Origin of the sequence: Bifidobacterium crudilactis, assembly GCF_000738005.1 — a bacterium.
Classification (GTDB): Bacteria; Actinomycetota; Actinomycetes; order Actinomycetales; family Bifidobacteriaceae; genus Bombiscardovia; species Bombiscardovia crudilactis.
In genome coordinates, this window is the sequence record NZ_JHAL01000004.1 from 1 (window position 1) to 3,003 (window position 3,003).

A 3,003-nucleotide genomic window follows, 5' to 3' on the forward strand; every position below is an offset into this window, starting at 1 on the left:
TCGGCACCCAATACATCAGTGCCCTGTACGGCACGCACCTGACACAAGCAGGCATCCTCGCATCCACCGGCAGCGTGGGCGACTCCTACGACAACGCGCTGGCCGAAACCGTCAACGGCGCGTACAAGGACGAACTGATCCGCCGATCCAAGCCATTCGGGTCCGTGCACGCGTTGGAACAGGCCACGTTCCCATGGGTCTCCTGGTGGAACAACCAACGTCTCCATGAAAGCCTCGGCTACCGGACACCATGCGAAGTCGAAACCCTGTATCATCAACAACAGGCGATATCAATCGCCCCAAAAACCAACAAAACAGCGTGAACAAAAACCAGTCCACTTCATAATCCGACAACGCCTAAGGAACCTCAAGTTCCTAATAATGGGAATAAGGTAACACCAAAGGATTTCACTCAAGGTAAAATGCACGATAAAACAAGTAGATTACCTCAAACAGGTGATGGATCATCAATGGGTATGATGTTAATTGGACTAGTGACGTTATTGCTAAGCTTAGGTTTAGTAGTTATAAGTAGATTTACTATTTGATCATGATTGAATGATCGTAAGCACTCCACAACGAACCGGGTTGAATCTTAACCATTGATGGTATCTCAGATCCCTGGGTTCAAACAAAAATAGCGGGCGACCAACGCAGTTTTCTGCGTTGGTCGCCCGCTTTGGTTTCTCTATTAAACACGACACGTGGCCTGAATTTCTGGAGCCCCCGGTAAATAAGCCTCAATATCTGGCGTGTTACGTTGCGTGTAAACCGTTAGTAATGGTTAAAAAATACTTAAAGACGTGCAGTTTATTTAATTTTTCCATTTGTACAATACCAAACCAGATCGTATTAGCCTTTGCGCCTGCCGTTGGTTTTGTGAACAGACTTATTCTTTCGCACCAGCGTGGTAGAGTGGATCTGTTGCTCATCGTGGTTATTGTGTAAAGGTGGATCACAATGCTCAAAGATCTGGTAAACCCGGTCCTTTAGATTAAGGGCATTGTTAATCACATTGCGTAATAATTTTAACGGTGATTTCTTGATTGTTTCCTCGATTAACTAGTCGGCTTTGTGTTTCTAAAGCGTTAGCTTTTCACAACCGGGGTCTTAAAAAGATCATTCAAGGCTTCAGACATTGTTGGATGAGTATAGATCATGTCGCGTAATCTTTCGTAAGGTAATTTGGCCTTCATTGCCAATGCAATTAGATTGATGGTTTCATGAGCCTCAGCGGCATACAATGTTGCCCCTAAAATAAGGTGTGTTTTTTGATCAACGATTACCTTATAAAGCCCGCGTTGATCCTCCAAGACACGGGCCTTTGGAATCGCCTTGACTGATAGCTTGAAGGTTTGTAAAACATAACCTGCACTCTTAGCTTGACGTTCATTTAAGCCGACGTTAGCCAGTGGTGGATTTAGGAACGAAGCAGTCGGTATCACCATTCGATCGGCCGTTGAGCGATCCCCCTTATCAAACAATTGATCTACAATAATACGAAAATCATCCAATGAGACATAAGTGAACATAGGACCGCCATTAACGTCGCCCAAAGCCCAAACGTTTTGTACTGTGGTCCTTAAATGATCATCGACCTGAATAGCACCACGACTGGTTAAAGCAATATCGGTATTTTCTAGCCCTAAACTATTTATATTAGGTCGTCGACCGACTGCAACCAATACCGCATCAAATTTCGCAGTGTTGGTTTGATCACCTTGTTGATAATATAATGTAACCTTCTCACCATTATCTTTTACTTGAGTTAGTTGAGTCGCCGGTTTAATCTCGATCCCTGCGTCAGTCAGATCTGCTACGACCTCGGTCGCAATATCAGGATCTTCGCGCTCTAACAATCTGGTATGTTGGTCGAAAATCGTTACATGCGTACCAAAGGAATTAAACATTCCAGCAAATTCAAGGCCAATATAACCGCCACCAATAATTGCTAGTCGTTTCGGTTGTTTCTCCAATTCCATAGCTTCTTTAGACGTAAAAATCCGCTGACTAAATTCTAACCCTGGGATTGATGGCCAATTTGGAACTGCTCCAGTATTAATAAAGATACGTTCACCTCTCACCTTCTTAGTCGTTCCATCACTCATTACGACTGCCAAAACATAATTGTCGATAAAACGGGCTGACCCATCCCAAACCGTTGCTAGTGGCTCATCAGCCACCATGTGATAGTTTTTGTTTCGCAACTGTCTAGTCATCTCACCACGCTTATTAACTGCTGTAGTGAAGTCCACGCCACGTTGGCCATTAAAAATTAAATTTTTAGATGGTAGGCAGCCAACATTGATGCAAGTTCCTCCGTACATTTGTTTAGACCGTTCGATCAGAAGCACGGTCTCATCATGCTGCGCCAAGTACTTAGCTAATGTCTTACCCGCCTTACCAAATCCAATAATAATATTTTTAAATTTATCCATTGTTTTACCCGCCTTTTACTAGTCATTTGTTATTGCACTTATTATAAGTAAGCAAAGCGTCAAAAGCAGTTTATATGCTCAACTACCTATTTATCTGACTTGACTTTATAGTCATCATTTCACCATCTTATTTGTCTTTTACCACAGTTGAAGTGGACTGGTTTTTGTTCACGCTGTTTTGTTGGTTTTTGGGGCGATTGATATCGCCTGTTGTTGATGATACAGGGTTTCGACTTCGCATGGTGTCCGGTAGCCGAGGCTTTCATGGAGACGTTGGTTGTTCCACCAGGAGACCCATGGGAACGTGGCCTGTTCCAACGCGTGCACGGACCCGAATGGCTTGGATCGGCGGATCAGTTCGTCCTTGTACGCGCCGTTGACGGTTTCGGCCAGCGCGTTGTCGTAGGAGTCGCCCACGCTGCCGGTGGATGCGAGGATGCCTGCTTGTGTCAGGTGCGTGCCGTACAGGGCACTGATGTATTGGGTGCCATGATTACTGTGGTGGATCAGGCCTGTGGTCCGCCCGTGCCGGGCTGTCCAGCTGATGGACCGGTCCAACGCGACC

5 protein-coding genes are annotated in these 3,003 nt (G+C 45.2%); 2 read left to right on the plus strand and 3 right to left on the minus strand.

The window, feature by feature from the left end; all coding sequences use genetic code 11:
• Together DB51_RS09445 and DB51_RS10635 are read left to right on the plus strand one after the other, a co-directional pair.
• Positions 1-323: integrase core domain-containing protein (locus DB51_RS09445; protein WP_034254645.1), on the plus strand; the 323-nt coding region annotated here is incomplete at its 5' end.
• A gap of 99 nt (positions 324-422) precedes the next feature.
• Positions 423-548 carry an LPXTG cell wall anchor domain-containing protein gene (locus tag DB51_RS10635; protein ID WP_416174335.1) on the plus strand — a complete coding sequence of 42 codons (126 nt, stop codon included), beginning with the start codon at positions 423-425 and terminating at the stop codon, positions 546-548.
• A 304-nt stretch (positions 549-852) separates the two neighbouring features.
• Here the strand turns inward: DB51_RS10635 and DB51_RS10640 are convergent, their stop codons facing one another.
• The 3 genes from DB51_RS10640 to DB51_RS09455 all read right to left on the minus strand — a co-directional run.
• Complete coding sequence (locus DB51_RS10640; RefSeq protein ID WP_432762357.1) at positions 853-1,059, minus strand: IS66 family transposase; 207 nt, start codon at positions 1,057-1,059, stop codon at positions 853-855.
• Between the two features lie 29 nt (positions 1,060-1,088).
• Complete coding sequence (locus DB51_RS09450) at positions 1,089-2,438, minus strand: FAD-dependent oxidoreductase (protein ID WP_034254647.1); 1,350 nt, start codon at positions 2,436-2,438, stop codon at positions 1,089-1,091.
• Between the two features lie 168 nt (positions 2,439-2,606).
• A partial coding sequence (locus DB51_RS09455) for an integrase core domain-containing protein (RefSeq protein WP_034254649.1) occupies positions 2,607-3,003 on the minus strand: 397 nt, incomplete at its 5' end.